The 16,994-nt window shown below is 64.9% G+C and carries 17 protein-coding genes; 11 read left to right on the top strand and 6 right to left on the bottom strand.

Annotated features, from left to right (window positions below; translation table 11 throughout):
• Nucleotides 1-86: 86 nt before the first annotated feature.
• From HNP55_RS12005 to HNP55_RS11995, 3 genes are read left to right on the top strand one after another with little or no spacing between them, the layout of a single operon-like run.
• Entirely contained in the window at nt 87-2,657 is a 2,571-nt protein-coding gene (locus HNP55_RS12005; RefSeq protein ID WP_184299527.1) for a hypothetical protein, read from the top strand.
• A gap of 29 nt (nt 2,658-2,686) precedes the next feature.
• Nucleotides 2,687-3,448 carry an OmpA family protein gene (locus HNP55_RS12000; protein WP_184299525.1) on the top strand — a complete coding sequence of 254 codons (762 nt, stop codon included), beginning with the start codon at nt 2,687-2,689 and terminating at the stop codon, nt 3,446-3,448.
• Between the two features lie 33 nt (nt 3,449-3,481).
• Nucleotides 3,482-3,820 carry a YkgJ family cysteine cluster protein gene (locus tag HNP55_RS11995; protein WP_184299524.1) on the top strand — a complete coding sequence of 113 codons (339 nt, stop codon included), beginning with the start codon at nt 3,482-3,484 and terminating at the stop codon, nt 3,818-3,820.
• A 15-nt stretch (nt 3,821-3,835) separates the two neighbouring features.
• Here the strand turns inward: HNP55_RS11995 and HNP55_RS11990 are convergent, their stop codons facing one another.
• The 3 genes from HNP55_RS11990 to HNP55_RS11980 all read right to left on the bottom strand — a co-directional run bounded on the left by HNP55_RS11990 (nt 3,836) and on the right by HNP55_RS11980 (nt 7,091).
• The gene (locus HNP55_RS11990) at nt 3,836-5,035 is read right to left on the bottom strand and encodes a tetratricopeptide repeat protein (protein WP_184299522.1); all 1,200 of its coding nucleotides are present in this window, start codon (nt 5,033-5,035) and stop codon (nt 3,836-3,838) included.
• A gap of 130 nt (nt 5,036-5,165) precedes the next feature.
• Nucleotides 5,166-5,636: an ASCH domain-containing protein gene (locus HNP55_RS11985; protein ID WP_184299520.1), complete on the bottom strand. Its 471-nt coding sequence runs from the start codon at nt 5,634-5,636 to the stop codon at nt 5,166-5,168.
• Nucleotides 5,637-5,771: 135 nt separating this feature from the next.
• Nucleotides 5,772-7,091: an MFS transporter gene (locus tag HNP55_RS11980; RefSeq protein WP_246448359.1), complete on the bottom strand. Its 1,320-nt coding sequence runs from the start codon at nt 7,089-7,091 to the stop codon at nt 5,772-5,774.
• Nucleotides 7,092-7,390: 299 nt separating this feature from the next.
• Here HNP55_RS11980 and cyoA point away from each other — a divergent pair, with 299 nt between their 5' ends.
• From cyoA to HNP55_RS11940, 8 genes are all read left to right on the top strand, one after another.
• Nucleotides 7,391-8,368 carry a ubiquinol oxidase subunit II gene (gene cyoA, locus HNP55_RS11975; RefSeq protein ID WP_246448383.1) on the top strand — a complete coding sequence of 326 codons (978 nt, stop codon included), beginning with the start codon at nt 7,391-7,393 and terminating at the stop codon, nt 8,366-8,368.
• Nucleotides 8,369-8,461: 93 nt separating this feature from the next.
• Complete coding sequence (gene cyoB, locus HNP55_RS11970; RefSeq protein WP_184299514.1) at nt 8,462-10,462, top strand: cytochrome o ubiquinol oxidase subunit I; 2,001 nt, start codon at nt 8,462-8,464, stop codon at nt 10,460-10,462.
• A 24-nt stretch (nt 10,463-10,486) separates the two neighbouring features.
• The gene (gene cyoC, locus HNP55_RS11965; RefSeq protein ID WP_184299512.1) at nt 10,487-11,116 is read left to right on the top strand and encodes a cytochrome o ubiquinol oxidase subunit III; all 630 of its coding nucleotides are present in this window, start codon (nt 10,487-10,489) and stop codon (nt 11,114-11,116) included.
• Entirely contained in the window at nt 11,113-11,511 is a 399-nt protein-coding gene (gene cyoD, locus HNP55_RS11960; protein WP_184299510.1) for a cytochrome o ubiquinol oxidase subunit IV, read from the top strand. Before cyoC ends, cyoD begins: the two co-directional genes overlap by 4 nt.
• Nucleotides 11,512-11,976: 465 nt before the next feature.
• Entirely contained in the window at nt 11,977-12,786 is an 810-nt protein-coding gene (locus HNP55_RS11955; RefSeq protein WP_184299508.1) for an SURF1 family protein, read from the top strand.
• On the top strand, nt 12,783-14,138 hold the full coding sequence (locus tag HNP55_RS11950) for an ATP-binding protein (protein ID WP_184299507.1): 1,356 nt from the start codon (nt 12,783-12,785) through the stop codon (nt 14,136-14,138). Before HNP55_RS11955 ends, HNP55_RS11950 begins: the two co-directional genes overlap by 4 nt.
• Complete coding sequence (locus tag HNP55_RS11945; protein WP_184299505.1) at nt 14,135-14,671, top strand: response regulator transcription factor; 537 nt, start codon at nt 14,135-14,137, stop codon at nt 14,669-14,671. Before HNP55_RS11950 ends, HNP55_RS11945 begins: the two co-directional genes overlap by 4 nt.
• 123 nt (nt 14,672-14,794) lie before the next feature.
• Entirely contained in the window at nt 14,795-15,130 is a 336-nt protein-coding gene (locus HNP55_RS11940; RefSeq protein WP_221439552.1) for a hypothetical protein, read from the top strand.
• A gap of 4 nt (nt 15,131-15,134) precedes the next feature.
• On the opposite strand, the gene HNP55_RS11935 is transcribed toward HNP55_RS11940, so the two are convergent.
• From HNP55_RS11935 to phnX, 3 genes are all read right to left on the bottom strand, one after another.
• A complete protein-coding gene (locus HNP55_RS11935) occupies nt 15,135-15,665 on the bottom strand; it encodes a hypothetical protein (protein WP_184299501.1) in 531 nt (176 codons plus the stop codon).
• Nucleotides 15,662-16,066, bottom strand: a complete 405-nt coding sequence (locus tag HNP55_RS11930; RefSeq protein WP_184299499.1) for a VOC family protein — start codon at nt 16,064-16,066, stop codon at nt 15,662-15,664. The genes HNP55_RS11935 and HNP55_RS11930 overlap by 4 nt, the downstream gene beginning before the upstream one ends.
• 114 nt (nt 16,067-16,180) lie before the next feature.
• On the bottom strand, nt 16,181-16,990 hold the full coding sequence (phnX, locus tag HNP55_RS11925; protein WP_184299497.1) for a phosphonoacetaldehyde hydrolase: 810 nt from the start codon (nt 16,988-16,990) through the stop codon (nt 16,181-16,183).
• Nucleotides 16,991-16,994: the final 4 nt, after the last annotated feature.

The raw sequence follows: 16,994 nt of genomic DNA, 5'->3' as shown, positions 1-16,994 counted from the left end.
ACACCTCGCAGGTACAGCGTTGCCAGTGCTGCAACGAACTCCTGGTGGAAGCCGGCTTGGCCTTCCACGCTCAACAGGAGTCAACCATGAAGACTTGGATCTATTGCTGGCAACACTTGCTGCTGCCTATGCTGCTCGCACTCGTGATGAGCGGCTGCGGTGGTGGCGGCGAAGCCCCCCCTCTTGCAGCACCTCAAATCAATGCACAGCCAGCCGACCTGGAAGTATTGCCGGGCAGCCCTGCGCGCTTTGAAGTCACCGTGGCGCCGACGGAGGGCCTGCGCTACCAATGGGAACGCAGCACCGATTCCGGCGCCACATGGGTCGCCATCAACAGCGCCGAGAGCAACAGCCTCAGCCTGGCTTCTACGGACAGCGCCGACAACAGCAGCCTGTTTCGGGTCCGGGTTTCCAACGACGCCGGCCAATCGCTGAGCTCAGCCGCCAAGCTCACGGTCAAGCCACAACTGGTCTCACCCAGCATTGCCTCCCAGCCACAAGCCATGCGCGCCTTGCAGGGTCAAGCGGCCAGCTTTGCCATCACCGCCACCGGCACTGGCTTGAGCTATCGCTGGCAGTCCAGCCGCAACGGCAGCGATTGGAGCGATGTCGAGGGCGGCACAGGCCCTATCCTCGCCTTGAACTCTCTGAGTCTTGCGCAAGACCAGCTTCAGCTGCGCGTCATCGTGAGCAATGCGGCAGGTGCGGTGACCAGCGACGCCGCCTGGCTCACCGTACTGGCCCCGTCGGCACAAGCGCAGTTCATCCAGCAACCCGCCTCGACGGCGGTGGTGGCCCCCGCGCCGGCCAGCATGACGGTCAAAGTCAGCGGCAACCCGATGCCCAGCCTGCAATGGCAGCGCAGCAGCGACGGCGGCGCCAACTACAGCAATATCGACGGCGCCACGGAAGCCAGCTTCACCACCTCGGCCACCACGCTTGCCGACCACGGCACACGCTATCGCGTCATTGCCAGCAATACCGAGGGCATCAGCACCAGCGAGCCGGCCACGCTGACGGTCACGGCCGCGCTCAGTGCACCCAGCTGGACGCTGCAGCCGCAAGACCTCAACGCCACGGCGGGGCAGCAGATCACACTGCGCGCGGCCGCGGAGGGCAATCCAATACCAAGCCTGCAATGGCAGGTCAGCACCGACAACGGACTGAGCTTTGCCAACATCAATGGCGCCACCCAAAGCAGCTACAGCCTGAACGCCGGCGCCAACGATGACGGTCGACGCTTTCGCGTCACCGCCACGAATAGCTTGGGCAATAGCAACAGCCGTACCGCCCTGCTGCGAGTCAGTTCACCCACCAGCGCGCTGAGCGGCCGGGCCTGGACAGCGGGAAAAGCGCTGGACACGAGCAACTTGATGTTGACCGGTGTGGGCAGTGCGACGGCCATGGATGCGCAAGGGCGGGTGACGGTGCTCTATTCCAAGATGGTTCAGGACCGCATGGCACTGCATGCCCTTCGTTTGGAGCCAGGCAGCAAGGGCGGCGCGGCCATCTATGGCACCCCCGTGGTGCTGGACGCCGGCACACCCGGAGACTTCGCCACCAAGCTCCGGCTGGCTGTTTCGCCTGCCGGCAATGCCTTTGCAAGCTGGACGCACAAGGCCACCTGCAAGGACGCCAATGAAAAGCCGCCCTGTTTTGCAGTTAGCACCTCGCGCTTTCTGGTGAGCCGCGGGAACTGGGAAGCTGGGCAAATCGCCAACAACATCTCCGACATAGACGCACCCATGATCAATGACGCCGGCGACGTCGCGGCACGCATTGCGATCGTGGATCCCGCACAAGCCCTGGGGATGGGACTGGCCATTGGCTGGCGCGCCGCAGATCAGTCAAGCTTTAGCAGCAAGTCTTGGCCGATAGACATCAACGGCAGCTTCATCCCCATGGCCGTGACCCTGGACGCCGCGGGCCGCATCGCCGTCTTCGGCACACAGACTCAGCCGCTGAGCACAAACACAGACATCGCAGCCTTCCGGGGCAATGTTCGCAGCGGCCTTGGGGCCGTAGAGATCATCGATCAGCGCGGCGCCAAAGCCAGCTTCAACAAGGTTTGGTCCAATCCCAAAGGGCAAATTGTGCTGATGTGGAGCCAAGACAATGGCAGCCGCCCAAGCGTCTATCTCGCCAGCCTGGACAGTGCCGAGGGCAGTTGGACGGTGCATGACAGCGGGCAGACACCGCCCGCCACCGACGCCGTGATACCCGCATCTCTCAGCGACGACGGTGAGTTCAACTGGTACTTCTACGGCCGCTGTCAGGTACTGCGCCGAACCACCGCCGTCTGGGCTGAGCCCGCTGCCCTACCCGCTCAGATGTGCGGCAGCACCGGCATCCCAGGTTCCCCCGCACTCGCACCCAATGGTCACCTGCTCACACTGCATCCCACCGACGGCAGCTGGCTGAGCTACGACGCCCAACTCAGGCAGGTCATCAGCGCCAGACCCAGCGTCAGCACGGGACCCGGCTATTTGCTGGGCTTCCAAAAGCCCATGACGGTCTTGCCCGGCACCTTGCTGCTCTCCAACGCAGGCGTCGGTGCCTATGTCTCCATCAACACCTTTGACAGCCCTCCCAGCCAAAGCGCACCCAATGGCGATAGCCGAGGTGTCTTCTCCGCCTGGGCCTGGTATCTGCAATGAAGCTGCAAAGCAAGCAAAGAGGAAAGACCATGTCGAACCAAATCACGCCTTCATTTTCTAAACCATGCAATGCTCGCAGAGTCAGCCCAAGCCCACTCTTGATTGCCATAGCCATGGCTTTGAGCGCCTGCGTCAGCAACCCACCGGCGCCAAGTCAAAGCGCGACGCCCGCAACTGCGCCTTCTGCGGCACCGGGCCCGGCTGCTCGTGCCCTAGCCGTCGAACCTGCATGCGAACGGCTGCCGACGCTGTCCAACAAAGACCGTACCGAGCTCTGGGCCACGGTGGGCGCGGTGACTGGCGCGGTAATTGGCACCCAGTTTGCGGGGAATCACACCCACAACGCGGTGAAGGGTGCCTTGGGGGGCGCCCTGGTGGGTGCCCTGGCGGCCTCTGCGTTCAAGAACCAGATTGATGTCGAAGAGCAGGCCGATGGCTCGGTGCGCCTGAAAATTCCAGGCCAGCTGATGTTCAGCTCTGGCCAGGCGAATCTGAGTTCAGGCTTCCAATCCACCTTGAGTAGCGTCACCAGCACCCTCAAAAAGTATTGCGGGATCACGGTGCGGGTGGTTGGACACACCGACAGCGTAGGCACACTCAAGGCCAATCAGCTCTTGTCCGAGCAAAGGGCGCGGGCCGTCCAAACCTTCATGCAAGGTCAGGGCTACGAGTCAGGCCGCCTCAGCTTTGAGGGGCGCGGGCCGAATGAGCCCATTGCATCCAATGCCGATGAAATGGGGCGGCAGCAAAATCGGCGGGTAGAGATTTTTGCGCGCCCCCCTGCGGGTTGACCCATGAGCAGGCGGCAGCATTAGACTGCCGCCATGCCCGAACTCAAACGCAACCCCTGCATCAGCTGCGGCGCCTGCTGCGCCAGCTATACCGTGGACTTTGCCCGTCAGGAGCTGCAAAGCGAAGGCGGCTGCGTGCCCGACGGCCTGGCGGTGGAGCTGAACGACAGCCTGGCCCGCATGCGCGGCACCGACCACGCCCGCCCGCGCTGCGCCGCCCTGGTGGGGCGGGTCGGCGAACAGGCCTCCTGCGGCATTTACGAGTGGCGCCCGGCGCCCTGCCGGGAGTTCGGCCTGCGTGCCCCCATGGGCCTGGGCGACGAGGCCTGCAGCCGCGCGCGGGCCCGCCACGGCCTGCCACCCCTGAACTGACAAGCCAATACCGAGTCAACGCAGCCTGGAGCGCTGCTGGGCATTGAGCCAATCCAGCTTGGCCGAGTAAGTGGCGCGATCCTTATTGGTATTGCTATTGTCCAAAGCCAGCGCCATCTGCTTGCGGGCGCCGGCCAAGTCGCCCAGGCCGTAACTGGCCAGGGCCGCCCAGAAGTGGAACTCGGGCACATAGGCCGAGCGGGCGATCTCCTTGTCGAAGAAGTCCTTGGCCGCCTTGAAATCGGCCCCGTGCATGGCCAGGACGCCCAGGTCGAAATAGCGGTACGGCGGGTAAGGCTGCAGCTCCCTGAGCCTGGCCAGCATGGACTCGCTCTCGGCCGAGCGCCCCAGATCCTTGAGGATCAGGGCCAGATTGGAGATGGCTTGCACATTGGCCGGCTCCTGGGCCAGCACATAACGCAGCGGTGCCTCGGCCTCGGCCGCATGGCCGGCGCGGCGGTAGAGCACGGCCAGGGTGTTGTAGGCGGCCAGCAGCTTGGGCTCTTGCAGCAAGGCCTCGCGCGCCCACCAATAAGCCTCGTCCAGCTGGCCGGCCAGCAAGGTCTCGGCCGCGCGGTTGTTGAGGTACATGGCCAGGATGCTGCTCTCATCGATCACCCGGCTGCGCTGGAAGCGCCTGTCCTCGGGTGGCAGGAAGTCGACGGTCAGCAGCTCGGCCTCGCCGACCACATTGCGCTGATCCAACAGGCGCCGGCCCAGGCTCAGGTTCACATGGCCGCTGAGCACATACAAGCCCTCGCTACGGGTCCAGAACTCCTCGACATAAACGCTGTGGAAATTCAGCGGCAGCTCCAGATGCTTGGCAAATGCCGCCGTCATGATGACCAGGGACAGGCAATTGCCCTGGCGCGCCTCAAAGGCCTCGCTGGCATTGCGAGTCATGCTGGACTCGTACTCCAGGCGCAGCTCCTGCTTGTTGTAAAGCGCATCCAGCAAGCCCTGGCGCGCGCCCTTGCTGCGCAACTGGCCGAGGATGTCTTGCTCCACATACTTGAGCATCTGCGGGCTCAGGGCAAAGACCCGGCTCACATCGACCGGCTGCCTGGGCGGCTTGAACAAACCGTCATGCAGAAACGACTGCTGCACCGGCGCTTTCTGGGGCGGGGGCGCTGTGGCGCAGCCGGACAAAAGGCCCGCGCAAACACCGGCCAAGGCGAGCAAGAAAGAGGCAAGAAAAGCAGGCAAGGGTTTCATGGCCGCTCCTTGGAAATGCACTTGCAAACAAGCGCTTCGATCCTAGCCCAAACCCTTGTTTCCGACAGCATCGCGGCAGCCCTGCCGTTCAGTGCGCCACGAACATCCAGGCCCTGCGCGCAGGGCGCAATCAAGCCTCGCGATACACCAGCCGGAATCGCTCACAAGCCAGCAAAACATCTTCGCTGAAGGCCTGGCCGGTCTGCGCCGCCTCGCGTTCGAAATAGGCCGCATGCGCCGCGCGCCAATAGGCCAGGGAGCCATCGCCCTCGCCTTCCACGGCGGCAAACTCGGCATCCACATCGCCGAAGCGGCACACCTCCACCCGCAAGGTCTCGATGACGCACAACGGCTTGCCGCGCCCATCACAGACGATGCTCAAGTCCCCGGGCCGTGGCGGCCGCCCGCCGTCCATTTCATAGCCGGCGATGGAGCCCGCCGTGGCGCGCTTGATGCCGCGCAGCAGCAGATCGGCCAGCTCGTCGGCCAAGGCCTCGCTATCGCCAAAACTGAAGGCCTCGTAGAAGCGGGCCGGATCGTGTTCAGGACTCTGAGCCAGAAAACGCTGCCAGAACTCGGCAACAGGGGTTGGAAGCGCCATGCTTGTGCTCGCTGTTCAGCTTGAGGAAGATCCAAAAACAAGGGCCCGGTTTTAGCCGGGCCCTTGTTGATCCGCAAGCAATTACGAGCCATCAGCGGCTCAGGGCGGACGCTATGCGCCCGCCGCCACCGGCCCTCAGTCCTTCATCGCCAACACCCGGTTCGCCCGCAGAGCGATCAGGGTGCAGGCCGCGCCCGAAAGCAGGTAGAGGCTGACGGCACCCAGGCCGAAGCGGGCCGACAGGCCCAGGGCGACCAGGGGGGCGAAAGCCGCACCGATCAGCCAGGCCAGATCGGCCGTCAAGGCCGCCCCGGTGTAGCGCAAACGGGGCAGGAAGTTGGACGTAACGGCCCCGGCCGCCTGACCGTAGGACAGACCCAGCAGCACAAAGCCCAGCAGGATGAAGGTGTCCTGGCCCAGGGTGCCGCCATCCAGCAGCCAGGGCGCGCAGACGCTGAACAGGCCTATCAGCACGGCCAGGCTGCCCAGCAAGCGGCGGCGGCCGACACGGTCGGCCAGCAGGCCCGAGACCGGCATGGCGGCGGCGGCCAGCACGGCGCCGGCCATCTGCACGAGCAGGAACTGCCCAACCTCCTGCTGCGAATACAGCATGATCCAGGACAGGGGGAAGACCGTCACCAGATGGAAGAGCGCATAGCTGGCCAGGGCGGCAAAGGCACCGATGAAGATATTGCCCCCCTGGGTGCCGAGCAGCTCGCCGATATCGCAGGGCTCCAGCTCACGCGCCTCCAGCTCGCGCTCGTACTCATGCGTCAGCACCAGGCGCAGGCGGGCGAACAAGGCCACGACATTGATGGCGAAGGCGGCGAAGAAGGGGTAGCGCCAGGCCCAGGACAGGAAGTCGGCGCGCGAGACATCGCTCCAGAGGTAGGCAAACAGGCCGCTGGCGACCAGAAAGCCCAGCGGCGCGCCCAACTGACCCAGCATGGCGTACCAGCCGCGGCGATTCTCGGGCGCGTTCATGGCCAGCAGCGAGGGCAGGCCGTCCCAGGAGCCGCCCAGGGCCAGGCCCTGGCCGATGCGGCACAGGGCCAGCAGCGCGATGGCGCTGGCGCCGGCGCTGGCATAGCTGGGCAGCATGGCCATGCCGGCCGTCGAACTACCGAGTAAGAACAGCGCCAGGGTCAGCTTGGTGCTGCGGCCGAAACGCTTTTGCACCCACATGCCCAAGACCGTGCCCAGCGGCCGCACGACAAAGGCCAGGGCCAGCAGGGCGAAGGCGTAGAGCGTGCCCTGCAACTGGGAGGCGAAGGGGAAGAACACGGCCGGGAACACCAGCACGGAGGCAATGCCGAAGACGAAGAAGTCGAAGTACTCGGAAGCACGGCCGATGACGACGCCGACGGCGATATCGCCGGGCGCCACGGAGGGGTCTTCGTCGCGAAGGCTTGATCGGCCACCGGACGCAGAAAACGGGGCAGAAATGGAGTGCATCGCTGAGCTGTTCATGGCAATAAGTTGGTAGCTGAGATCCTGAGTTAGATCAAGGACTTAGGACAGGCCTTGGACAAAATGTCCAATCGTTGATCTGGGTCAATCAGGATACATTTCAGCCCGGCGCGCAACTGGCGTTTTCCCGCTAGTGCTGCAGCCCTGCCCTTCTGCTCCCTTCCTGGCGCGTATCGATGCATTCCATCTCCCCGCAAAAACAGCCCAACACACGCGAAAACCGCGCGCAAAGAGTCGCTCGACTCGGCTTGCTCGCCGCCACGCTCCCCCTGGCCGCCTGCAATATGGTGGTGATGAAACCCTCGGGTGATATCGCCCAGCAACAGGCTCAGCTCATCGTCACCTCCACGCTGCTGATGCTGCTGATCATCGTGCCGGTGATCTTCCTGACCTTCTTCTTCGCCTGGCGCTACCGCCAGGCCAATAAGTCGGCCACCTTCGCGCCCGAGTGGGACCACTCCACCAAGCTGGAGTTGCTGATCTGGGGCGCCCCGCTGATGATCATCATCGCCCTGGGTGCCATCACCTGGATCAGCACCCACAAGCTGGACCCCTATCGCCCGTTGGACCGCATCGCCGCCGGCAAGCCCATCCCCGAGGGCGTCAAGCCCCTGGTGGTGGAAGTGGTGGCGCTGGACTGGAAGTGGCTCTTCCTCTACCCCGAGCAAGGCATTGCGACGGTGAACGAGTTGGCCGCCCCGCTGGACCGCCCCATCCAGTTCAAGATCACGGCCTCCACGGTGATGAACTCCTTCTACATCCCCGCCCTGGCCGGCCAGATCTATGCCATGCCCGGCATGCAGACCGAGCTGAACGCGGTGATCAACAAGCCCGGCGTGTTTGACGGCTTCTCGGCCAACTACAGCGGCCATGGCTTCTCGCATATGCGCTTCAAGTTCCACGGCCTGAGCGACGCGGACTTCCAGGCCTGGGTGGCCAAGAACCAGGCCGGCGGCGCGGCCCTGAACCGCAGCGCCTATCTGCAGCTGGAGCAACCCAGCGAGCGCGTGCCGGTGCAGCGTTATGCCCAGGTAGACCCCGGCCTCTACCAGGCCATCCTGAACCGCTGCGTGGACAGCAACAAGATGTGCATGGGCCAGATGATGGCCATCGATGCGGCGGGCGGTCTGGGCAAGGGCAGCGTGGACGGCTTGTCCAAGCAGGCCTGGCGCGACGGCGAACGCAATGTGGTGGCCTCCATGTGCACCCCGCAGAACCTGGACCAGTACCTGCCCGCGGCCTCACGCACGGCACAGCGCTGAAGCCTTCAGACCCAAGCGAACACTGCACCAAAAGATTGAGCGGGCCGACAAACACTTGTCGGCCCGTCCGCATGTTTTACCGAGAGAAGCAAGATGCTTGACGCACCCGACCTCCAGAAGTTGATCTTTGGTCGCCTGAGCACGCAGGCGATCCCCCATGACCCCATCATTCTGGCGACCTTCGCCATGGTGGTGCTGGGCGGCCTCGCCCTGATGGGCGGCATGACCTATTACCGGGCCTGGGGCCCGCTGTGGCGCAACTGGCTGACCAGCATCGACCACAAAAAGATCGGCATCATGTACATCGTGCTGGCGCTGATCATGCTGCTGCGCGGCTTTGCCGACGCCATCATGATGCGCGCCCACCAGGCCATGGCCTTTGGCGACAACGCCGGCTTCCTGCCGCCGCACCACTACGACCAGATCTTCACCGCCCACGGCGTGATCATGATCTTCTTCGTGGCCATGCCTTTTGTGACCGGCTTCATGAACTATGTCGTGCCGCTGCAGATCGGCGCGCGCGATGTGGCCTTCCCCTTCCTGAACAACTTCAGCTTCTGGATGACGGCCAGCGGCGCCATCCTGATCATGGCCTCGCTCTTCATCGGTGAGTTCTCCACCACCGGCTGGCTGGCCTACCCGCCGCTGTCGGGCATTTTGCAAAGCCCGGGCGTGGGGGTGGACTACTACATCTGGGCCCTGCAGATCGCCGGGGTGGGCACGACGCTGTCGGGCATCAACCTGATCGCCACCATCGTCAAGATGCGCGCGCCCGGCATGACGCTGATGAAGATGCCCGTCTTCACCTGGACCTCGCTGTGCACCAATGTGCTGATCGTGGCCGCCTTCCCGGTGCTGACCGCCGTGCTGGTGCTGCTGTCGCTGGACCGCTATCTGGGCACCAACTTCTTCACCAATGATCTCGGCGGCAACGCCATGATGTATGTGAACCTGATCTGGATCTGGGGCCACCCCGAGGTCTACATCCTGATCCTGCCCGCCTTCGGCATCTTCTCGGAGGTGGTCTCCACCTTCAGCCGCAAGCGCCTGTTCGGCTACGCCTCCATGGTGTATGCGACGGTGGTCATCACCATCCTGTCCTACATCGTCTGGCTGCACCACTTCTTCACCATGGGCTCGGGCGCCAGCGTGAATGCCTTCTTCGGCATCACCACCATGATCATCTCCATCCCCACCGGGGCGAAGATCTTCAACTGGCTGTTCACCATGTACCGCGGCCGCATCAACTTCGATGTGCCCATGCTGTGGACCATGGGCTTTATGGTCACCTTCGTCATCGGTGGCATGACGGGCGTGCTGCTGGCCGTGCCGCCGGCCGACTTCGTGCTGCACAACAGCCTGTTCCTGATCGCCCACTTCCATAACGTCATCATCGGTGGTGTGGTGTTCGGCATGTTTGCCGGCATCACCTACTGGTTCCCCAAGGCCTTTGGCTACAAGCTGGACACCTTCTGGGGCAAGTGCTCGTTCTGGTTCTGGCTGATCGGCTTCTACCTGGCCTTCATGCCGCTGTACGCGCTGGGCCTGATGGGCGTGACCCGCCGCATGAGCCATTTCGATGACCCGTCCATCCAGATCTGGTTCCAGGTCGCGGCCCTGGGCGCCGGCCTGATCGGCATCGGCATCGCCTGCTTCCTGATCATGCTGGTGGTGAGCTTCCTGCGCCGCGAGCAGTTGCGCGACCACACGGGCGACCCCTGGGGTGGCCGCACGCTGGAGTGGTCGACCTCCTCGCCCCCGCCGGACTACAACTTCGCCTTCACCCCCGTGGTGCACGAGCTGGACGCCTGGCATGACATGAAGCAGCGCGGCGCCCAGCGCCCGACCAGCGGCTTCCTGTCCATCCACATGCCCAAGAACACCGCCGCCGGCGTGGTGCTGGCGGGCCTGAGCACGGTGGTCGGCTTCGCCCTGATCTGGCATATGTGGCTGATCGCCGGCCTGGCCTTCCTGGTGACCGTCATCGCCACCATCAAGCACAGCTTCAACTACAAGCGCGACTTCTACATCCCTGCGGACGAAGTCAAGCGCGTTGAAGACGCCCGCACCAAGGCCCTGGCGGCCCTGGCTTGAAGCGAGAGACAAAGAAGAGCAACGATGAACACTTCCTCTAGCACTCTTGGCGCCGGCAGCCCGCCGCGCTTTTTCGACACCGAGGGCAAGCACCACCCGCAGCAGGGCACGCTGCTGGGCTTCTGGCTCTATCTGATGAGCGACTGCCTCATCTTCGCCGTGCTGTTCGCCGTCTACGCGGTGCTGGGCCGCAGCTATGCGGCCGGCCCCTCGGGCGCCGATCTGTTCAGCCTGCCCCTGGTGGCGGCGGGCACGGCGGCGCTGCTGCTGTCCTCCATCACCTATGGCATGGCCATGATCGCCATGCAGCATGGCCGCCTGAAGGGCGTGCTGAGCTGGCTGGCCATCACCGGCCTGTTCGGCCTGGTCTTTCTGGGCCTGGAGCTGTATGAGTTCCATCACCTGATCCACGAGGGCGCGGGCCCGCAGCGCAGCGCCTTCCTATCGGCCTTCTTCGCTCTCGTCGGCACGCACGGTCTGCACGTTACTTTCGGCATCATCTGGCTGGTGGTGCTGATGGTGCAGGTCAAAAAGCTGGGCCTGACGCCCGAGAACAAGCGCCGCCTGATGTGCTTGTCGATGTTCTGGCACTTCCTGGACGTGGTCTGGATCGGTGTCTTCACCTTTGTTTATCTGATGGGAGTGCTGCCATGAGCGGGCACGCGCAAGACCTGGACCATGGCCACGACGGCCATGGTGAGCATGACGACAACGCCTACCACGCCACCGTGCGCGGTTATGTGATCGGCTTTCTGCTATCGCTGGTGCTGACGGCCATCCCCTTCTGGCTGGTGATGGACAAGGTGCTGCCTTCGTCGAGCAGCACGGCCCTGGTGATCCTGGGCTTTGCGGCCGTGCAGATCGTCGTGCACATGGTGTACTTCCTGCACATGAACACCAAGGTGGAAGGCGGCTGGTCCATGCTGGCCCTGATCTTCACCGTGGTCATGGTGGTGATCCTGCTGGCCGGTTCGATCTGGGTGATGTATCACCTGAACACCAATATGATGCCCAGCCACGACATGACGGAAGTGCGTACGGCGCCTTGAAGGCGAGGTGCTTATTCGCAAGTTCACCCTATGCCCAGGCCCAGCGGTGAGTTCACCCCGGCGCCTGCGGCGCTCTCGAGGCGACGCGCAGCGAGCCGAGTGGTTTTCGCATGTCCCGTTTTGCCTGGGCTGCGGCGCTTGGCTTTGGCGGGCGGCGCGAAGCGCCATCGTGAACTGACTCGCGCCCCTTGTCTGAACGGAGCGTAGCGCAGAGAGTTGGGCGCGGCCCGTCAAAGCCAAGTGCCGCAGCGGACCCCGCAGGGGCCAGGCATTCGGGTCGCCTTTTTTGCCTACTTTTTTGGCGAAGCAAAAAAGTAGGTCGCCCGCCGGGGCGAACTCCCGGCTGGGCCGTCGAACAAAGCATTAGGTAACGGTGCTAAGCGCCGGCGCGGCTGGCTGGCTCGCAAATTTGCTTGAATCTCACCGCATCAAGTTCAATCAAGTGCTTTAAAAGGTCCATGGAGCATGAAGCCCAACCCAGACACCACCGAGCCTAAGCACCAAGGGCCACGGTCCACCGCGCTGGTGGCCACCCTGCTCCTGCTGGCCGCGCTCTTGAGCGCCGGTCTGTGTGCCCTGGGCCTGTGGCAGCTGCAACGCCTGACCTGGAAAGAGGCCTTGATCGCCCACATCGCCCAAAGCCAGCAAGCCGCTCCCACCCCCCTGCCCGCCCGCAGCGCCTGGGCCGGCATCAGCAAAGAACAAGACGAATACCGCCGGGTGCAGCTGCGCGGCCAGTTCATCCACGAGAAACAAACCCTGGTGCGCGCCAGCACCGCGCTGGGCACCGGCTACTGGGTGATGACACCACTGCGCCTGGCCGATGGCGGCACGCTGCTGGTCAACCGCGGCTATGTAGGCAGCGGCCAGCTAACAGCCGAATCACGCGGCGAAGCGGCGCTGGGCCCGCCTGATCAGCTCGTCACCGGCCTCCTGCGCATCAGCGAGCCCGGCGGCAGCCTGCTGCAAAAGAACGAACCCGCCGCCCAACGCTGGTACTCGCGCGATGTGATCGCCATCGCCCAGGCCCAGGGCTTGCAGCAGCCGGTGGCGCCCTTCTTCATCGACGCCATCCAGCAGCCCGACTCGCCCCCCTGGCCGCGCGCCGGCCTGACCGTGCTGACGTTCAACAACAAGCATCTGGGCTATGCCCTGACCTGGTTCACCCTCGCCTTGATGGTGCTGGCGGCCGGCGCCTATCTGCTGTGGACCGAGCTGCGCTTGCGGCGGCAATTCCTGAGTTCCCAGCCAGGCGGCGACAATCCCGCTCCATGAGCGAATTGACCCACGGCCCCCTGCCCCTGCCGGAGGACGGCCCCCACGACAAGCCCGCCGAGCGCGGCTACACACCCGAAAACCTGGCCGGGCGGCGCAATCTGCAGCAGCTGATCCAGCTGCGCTGGCTGGCCGTGGCCGGCCAATTCGCCACCATCTTGACGACCGAGCTGGTACTGGACGTGCAGCTGCCCATGCGAGAGATGCTGGCCCTGCTGGCCGGCCTGGCCTTGTTCAATGCCGCCTGCCAGCTGCGCCTGCGCCAGACCCGCGGCGAGATCGGCAATGGCGAGCTCTTCGCCGGCCTGCTCGTCGATGTGGCCGTGCTGACGGCCCAGCTCTTCTTCAGCGGCGGCGCCGCCAACCCCTTCATCTTTCTCTACCTGCTGCAGATCGCGGTGGGCGCCGTGCTCTTGCGGCCCGGCTTCATCTGGGCCATGGTGACCCTGACCAGCTTGTGCTTCATCGCCCTGACGGTGTGGCAGCGTCCGCTCAATCTGCCTGCCATGGACGGCAGCCACCTCTCGGTCCACTACATCGGCGGGCTGCTGATCTGCTTCACCCTCAACGCGGCCTTGCTGGTGATCTTCATCCACCGCATCTCGGCCAATCTGCGCCAGCGCGACCACCGCCTGGCCGCGCTGCGCCAGCGCGCCGCCGAGGAAGAACACATCGTCCGCATGGGCCTGCTGGCCTCGGGCGCCGCCCATGAGCTGGGCACGCCGCTGGCCACGCTCTCGGTCATCCTGGGCGACTGGTCGCGCATGGCGCCCTTTGCCGCCGACCCCGAGCTGCGCGAGGAAATCGAGGAGATGCAGTTCCAGCTGCAGCGCTGCAAAACCATCGTCAGCGGCATCCTGATGTCGGCCGGCGAGTCGCGCGCCGAGGGTCTGACGCAGGTCTCCCTGCACCGCTTCCTGCACGAGCAGGTGAGGCATTGGCGGGCCAGCCGCAGCGGCCAGGTCCTCGACTACAGGCCGCAAGACGATTTGCCCGATCTGCCCATGGTCGCGGACACGGCCCTGCGCCAGATGCTGGACAATGTGCTGGACAACGCCGCCGAGGCCGCGCCCGAGAGCGCCATCACCCTGCATGCAAGCTGCGAAGACGAGCGCCTGATCCTGCGGGTGCAGGACAGCGGCCCCGGCTTCAGCCCCGAGATGCTGGCCAATTTCGGCAAGCCCTATCACTCCAGCAAGGGCCGGCCCGGCAGCGGCCTGGGCCTCTTTCTCTCGCTCAATGTGGCGCGCACCCTGGGCGGCCATATCGAGCCCGGCACGCGGCCGGAGGGCGGGGCCGAGGTCAAGATCAGCCTGCCGCTGGCGGCACTCAGCTGGAAAACCAAGCCATGAATGACGAACGCCTTTTGCTGGTCGTCGAAGACGACGACGCCTTTGCCCGCACCCTCACCCGCTCCTTCGAGCGGCGCGGCTACCGCGTGCTGCGCGCCGCCGATCTGGAACGCATGCAGGCCCTGCTGCGCGAGCACCGCCCCGGCTACGCCGTGGTGGACCTGAAGCTGGCCAGCGGCAGCTCGGGCCTGGCCTGCGTCGAGCAGCTGCATGCTTTTGACGCGCAGATGCTGATCGTCGTGCTAACCGGTTATGCCAGCATCGCCACCGCGGTGGAGGCCATCAAGCTGGGCGCCCGCCACTACCTGGCCAAGCCCGCCAATACCGACGACATCGAGGCCGCCTTCGCGCGCGCCCAGGGTGACGCCGAGGTCGAGCTGACCGAGCGCACCACCTCGATCAAGACCGTGGAGTGGGAACACATCCACGAAACCCTGGCCGCCACCGGCTTCAATATCTCCGAAGCCGCCCGCCGCCTGGGCCTGCACCGCCGCACGCTGGCGCGCAAGCTGGAGAAGCAGCGGGTCAAGTAGGCGGGCTGGCTGTCGCGCGGGTGGCAGACGCGCAAGGATGGCGGGCAATAATCGCCCACGAATCAGCGGCAACAAAGTCAGGCACTGCAAATGTTGGCGATCGCAAGCATTCTTCTCTTGCTCATGGGCATCGCGCATTCCTATCTGGGCGAGCGCTACCTCCTCATCAGGTTGTTCAAGCGGGACAATCTGCCCAAGCTGCTTGGAAGCAGGGCCTTCACCATCGGCACCTTGCGCTTTGTATGGCATTTGACGACCGTCGCCTGGGGCGCCTTGGCCTTGCTGATCCTCTCCGCCGGGCAGGGCAACATCGGCAAGGAGCAAGTCCTGACGGTCATCGGGTTTGCCGCCCTGGCGTCAGCCGCCTTCCCCCTCTACTTCACCCGCGGCAAGCATTTGTCCTGGCTCGTCTTCCTCGCTGTTGGCGCCCTCGTTCTCGCCTCCCGCAGCGGCCCATGATGAGTCACTCATATTTGCTGGCAAAGCAGCGCGTGGCAAACGGCGGCAAATGGCTCAAGGCCCGGCCGTAAAGATGCAGGTGGTAGCAGGACTCGCCCCGCACCCGCGTCGCATGGATGTCCTCGGCCTGCATCAGCAGGCAGGCCCCTGGCCCCACAGCCTCCTCTGCACCGACCTTGTGCAAGCGCCCGTCTGAATCACCTCTCAGGCGAAAGAGCTGGTTCAGCTCCACGCCACGCAGGCCCAGCAGCACGGCCCAGGTCTGATGGGTGTGTGGCGGGCTGCTGGTGCCGGCCCCGTCCGAGACCAGATAGAGCGAGGGCCCGCCGGCCGGGTCTACGGCCAGCTCGTACAGCAACTCCTGGCCGGCTTGGGCCGCAGGGTATCGAGAAGCCTCCAGCGCAAGCTGAGGCGCCGCAGTTCGCAGCAATTCAGCGACTTGCCCAAGCAGCGGCTTGCTCGGGGTCAGTTGGCCCTGCAGCAGGCCGGCAATCCCGCTCAGCAAAATCCCGGCCGCTGCTTGGCCGGAACTCAAACCAAGGGCTCCCGGCACTGCAGCACATTGCCCTCGGGGTCATGGCCATCGCAGGCGCGGAAGGCGCGCAGGCTGCCTTCGATCTGCCACTCCTTGCTGGCCGGCTTCAAGCCCCCACCCAGCGCGGCCGCAAGCCGGCGCGCGGTGGCGAGGCTGGCGACGCTGAAGAAGAGCTTGATGGCCTGCTCTTCCCGCAGGGTCGGCGGCACGCCGATGTGAATGGCCTCGGCATAAGGTTTGGGAATGGCGTGGATCACCAGCTGCAAATGCTCGGACTCCAACAGCACATGGCCAGGTGCGCGCTCCAGCTCCTGCAGGCCCAGCAGCTCTTGGTAGAAACGCGCCATGCAGGCCAGGTCTTTGGCAAAAATGACGGCGCCGGGTTTGAGGGCTGGGCTCATGGTCTGCTGAATCATTGCGATGGCTCATTCTGCCCGAGCTGGCGCCAGTACCTACCGGGCTTCAAACAACATCTGGCCTCCAGCCTGAGCGGCGTCAGCAAGCCTTGACAAGCCTTAGCCCGGCAGGCAGCCCGCCGCCATCAAGGCCTCGATCTGCGCCAGCGCGCCGGGCAACTGGGCCACGCCGTCCACAACGAAATGCGCTCCGCCGGCCAGCAGCTCGGCCCCGGCCTGCTCGCGCAGGCGCTGCTGCTCGGCCGCGGGCAGGGCCTGCCACTGGGCCTCGGACAGGCCCAGCATATTGCCCGTCACCGCCAGGCCCACCACCCAGCAGCCGATGGCGCGGCCTTCCTGCAGGCCGGGCACGGTGTCGTCCACCTTGACCACGCTGCTGGGCGGCCACACGCCCAGATCGCCCAAGGTCTTGACCATCATCAGCGGGCCAGGTCTTGCGCTGGCCATATCGCCGGCGCACACCAGGTTGTCGGGCACATAGCCCTGGGCCGCGGCCAGGGGCGCGAGCACCTCCATGATGGGCCGGTTATAGCCGGTGGTGGAGCCGATCTTGAGGCCACGCGCGCGCAAGGCCTGCACCACCTCCAGGGCGCCGGGGATCAGCGTCGCATGCTGCCGTACGCTCTCCCGGTTCATGGGGGTGAAGACCTCGTAGAGCTCGTCGCAATCGGCATCGCTGAAGACCCGGCCGTGTACCCGCGCCCATTCGGCGGCGATGCGGGCGTCCGTGCCCAGGGCATGGATGTGATCCCATTTGGCCAGGCCCATGGGCACGCGTGCCTCCTCGATGCTGATCGCCACGCCATAACGCGCAAAGAGTTGGACGAAGGCGCCCATGGGGGCCTGGCTGCCAAAGTCCAGCACGGTGCCGGCCCAGTCGAACACGACCGCTTGTAGTTGTTTGCTCATGCTT

The sequence above is a fragment of the Roseateles oligotrophus genome (assembly GCF_014204525.1).
Lineage (GTDB): Bacteria > Pseudomonadota > Gammaproteobacteria > Burkholderiales > Burkholderiaceae_C > Paucibacter_A > Paucibacter_A oligotrophus_A.
The sequence above is the reverse complement of the archived record's forward strand: the minus strand, read 5'-3'. Positions and strand labels throughout refer to the sequence as shown.

Excerpts from the sequence above, each read along its gene's own strand:
- HNP55_RS12005 (WP_184299527.1), top strand. The coding sequence starts at position 87 with ATGAAGACTTGGATCTATTGCTGGCAACACTTGCTGCTGCCTATGCTG.
- HNP55_RS12000 (WP_184299525.1), top strand. The coding sequence starts at position 2,687 with ATGTCGAACCAAATCACGCCTTCATTTTCTAAACCATGCAATGCTCGC.
- HNP55_RS11995 (WP_184299524.1), top strand. The coding sequence starts at position 3,482 with ATGCCCGAACTCAAACGCAACCCCTGCATCAGCTGCGGCGCCTGCTGC.
- HNP55_RS11990 (WP_184299522.1), bottom strand. The coding sequence starts at position 5,035 with ATGAAACCCTTGCCTGCTTTTCTTGCCTCTTTCTTGCTCGCCTTGGCC.
- HNP55_RS11985 (WP_184299520.1), bottom strand. The coding sequence starts at position 5,636 with ATGGCGCTTCCAACCCCTGTTGCCGAGTTCTGGCAGCGTTTTCTGGCT.
- HNP55_RS11980 (WP_246448359.1), bottom strand. The coding sequence starts at position 7,091 with ATGCACTCCATTTCTGCCCCGTTTTCTGCGTCCGGTGGCCGATCAAGC.
- cyoA (WP_246448383.1), top strand. The coding sequence starts at position 7,391 with ATGGTGGTGATGAAACCCTCGGGTGATATCGCCCAGCAACAGGCTCAG.
- cyoB (WP_184299514.1), top strand. The coding sequence starts at position 8,462 with ATGCTTGACGCACCCGACCTCCAGAAGTTGATCTTTGGTCGCCTGAGC.
- cyoC (WP_184299512.1), top strand. The coding sequence starts at position 10,487 with ATGAACACTTCCTCTAGCACTCTTGGCGCCGGCAGCCCGCCGCGCTTT.
- cyoD (WP_184299510.1), top strand. The coding sequence starts at position 11,113 with ATGAGCGGGCACGCGCAAGACCTGGACCATGGCCACGACGGCCATGGT.
- HNP55_RS11955 (WP_184299508.1), top strand. The coding sequence starts at position 11,977 with ATGAAGCCCAACCCAGACACCACCGAGCCTAAGCACCAAGGGCCACGG.
- HNP55_RS11950 (WP_184299507.1), top strand. The coding sequence starts at position 12,783 with ATGAGCGAATTGACCCACGGCCCCCTGCCCCTGCCGGAGGACGGCCCC.
- HNP55_RS11945 (WP_184299505.1), top strand. The coding sequence starts at position 14,135 with ATGAATGACGAACGCCTTTTGCTGGTCGTCGAAGACGACGACGCCTTT.
- HNP55_RS11940 (WP_221439552.1), top strand. The coding sequence starts at position 14,795 with ATGGGCATCGCGCATTCCTATCTGGGCGAGCGCTACCTCCTCATCAGG.
- HNP55_RS11930 (WP_184299499.1), bottom strand. The coding sequence starts at position 16,066 with ATGAGCCCAGCCCTCAAACCCGGCGCCGTCATTTTTGCCAAAGACCTG.
- phnX (WP_184299497.1), bottom strand. The coding sequence starts at position 16,990 with ATGAGCAAACAACTACAAGCGGTCGTGTTCGACTGGGCCGGCACCGTG.